We start from the raw sequence: 1,455 nt of genomic DNA on the forward strand, positions 1-1,455 counted from the left end.
GCCGTAGACAGGCAGGAGGAGGTGGTCGACCCAGAAGCGCAGAGCGGCGAGTTCGGCCTCGTACGCCTCGCCGGTCAGGGCGAGGATGAACACCGAGGTCGGCTTCTCCGGTTCGGTGTTGACGGCGGGCGGGGGTGTCGTCGGCTGCCCGGGTTGTGGAGACGGCGGCTTCTTCGGAGGTGAGGTGGTCGAGGAGGACACCGTGCTGGCGGACTTCGGCGATGGTCCGGGCGAGCGCGGAGACGAGGTCGTGGAGGTCCTCGTCGGGTATGCGGATCGGGTCCTCGGAGGGCCCCTGGACGGCTTCGGACATGAAGGTGACCTCTTCCTGGAGGAGAGCGGAGGGGATAGCGGGGGGCGGATCGCCGCAGGCGCCGACCGAGCCGATAGGGCCTCTGACGCAGGGGTGTTGGGCCAGGACCCGGGTGCGGTAGTTCTCATCGGGCCACGCAACCCCTGGTACATCAGCTCAGTTAACCGCTTCGATGTCGCCCGGGTTCGGCTCGGTGGGCCAGCGTTGGGCCAGGTCCTGGGGCGATGGCTTGTCGTCGGCTCGCAGGGCGACCTCTTCGCTCAGGCGCCCGACCACGTTGCTGAGTTCGGCGAGCCGGTCCGACGCGGCGGTGGTGCTCATGAGTGGCTCCTCAGCGGCGGTCGGGCGCTGGGTTTCCGGGTGGACGCGGGGAGGGCCGGGGCGAGTGGAGTCGGAGGTCGGGGTAGCTGCGGGCGAGCGCGGCGCCGGCACGCTTCGTCCTGGCTGGCGGATCCGGCGGCCAGGCCTGGGCCCGTGATGGGGTGGCGCGTTGCCAGCGGGCCCTGACCTCGTCGAGTGGGCCGAGGGCGTGCAGCGCGTGGTTGATGAGGCGGCCGGGTGCCAGCGCCTCGTTGCCGGCCAGCTCCCCGATCGCGCGGGCCGAGGCGGCGGCGGTGCGGACGATGGAGGAGCGCATGATCCGTTCGCCGAGGTACTCGGCGGAACCGGCGCCCAGCCCGCCGCAGATCTGGCGCAGCCGGTTCACCGTGAGCGTGCCGTCCGTCAGCAGCCCGCGTAGCTGGGCTTCCCAGAGCACGGTCAGCTGGTCGATCGGCTCACCCCGGTGGTGCAGCGCGCCCAGGCAGCGGTAGAGGTGGCCATGCCCGTGGCCGGCGAAGTCGGCAGGCCGAAGCCAGTCGACGACCTCGTCGAGGGCGCCGGGTTTGTTCACCAGCACTTGCAGCAGGAACTCCTCGTCCGCTGCTTGGTCGGCACTGATCGGTGCGCGTGCGCGTGCGCTGGCCGGTGGCAGGGTGGTGGTGGGGGCGGTTGGCCTGGGCTCGGTACCCCAGCGGCGGGCGAGGTCGGCGAGGACGGCGGCCATGCTCGGGCGCGGCAACACCGGCCCGGTCTACCCGTGGTTCGGCCAGGACATCCGCCAGGGCATCCCGCTCGCCATCGAGAACTACGCGCTGCTGAAC

Annotated in this window: 2 protein-coding genes and 2 pseudogenes; 1 reads left to right on the top strand and 3 read right to left on the bottom strand. The window is 71.7% G+C overall.

What is annotated here, in order from left to right; translation table 11 throughout:
* From UK12_RS40315 to UK12_RS32560, 3 genes and pseudogenes are all read right to left on the bottom strand, one after another.
* Window positions 1-201 (bottom strand): annotated as a pseudogene (locus tag UK12_RS40315) (hypothetical protein); the annotation flags it as partial.
* Between the two features lie 268 nt (window positions 202-469).
* The gene (locus UK12_RS40320; RefSeq protein ID WP_156179090.1) at window positions 470-634 is read right to left on the bottom strand and encodes a hypothetical protein; all 165 of its coding nucleotides are present in this window, start codon (window positions 632-634) and stop codon (window positions 470-472) included.
* A gap of 10 nt (window positions 635-644) precedes the next feature.
* Entirely contained in the window at window positions 645-1,358 is a 714-nt protein-coding gene (locus UK12_RS32560) for a DnaB-like helicase N-terminal domain-containing protein (RefSeq protein WP_052682423.1), read from the bottom strand.
* Here UK12_RS32560 and UK12_RS45260 point away from each other — a divergent pair.
* Window positions 1,345-1,455, top strand: a pseudogene (locus UK12_RS45260) (5,10-methylene tetrahydromethanopterin reductase); the annotation flags it as partial. The gene UK12_RS32560 and the pseudogene UK12_RS45260 sit on opposite strands and share 14 nt — an antisense overlap.

Source organism: Saccharothrix sp. ST-888 (assembly GCF_000955975.1).
Taxonomy (GTDB): domain Bacteria; phylum Actinomycetota; class Actinomycetes; order Streptomycetales; family Streptomycetaceae; genus Kitasatospora.

Bases quoted from the DNA above. Each gene is read 5' to 3' on its own strand.
- UK12_RS40320 (WP_156179090.1), bottom strand. From the start codon at position 634: ATGAGCACCACCGCCGCGTCGGACCGGCTCGCCGAACTCAGCAACGTG.
- UK12_RS32560 (WP_052682423.1), bottom strand. From the start codon at position 1,358: ATGGCCGCCGTCCTCGCCGACCTCGCCCGCCGCTGGGGTACCGAGCCC.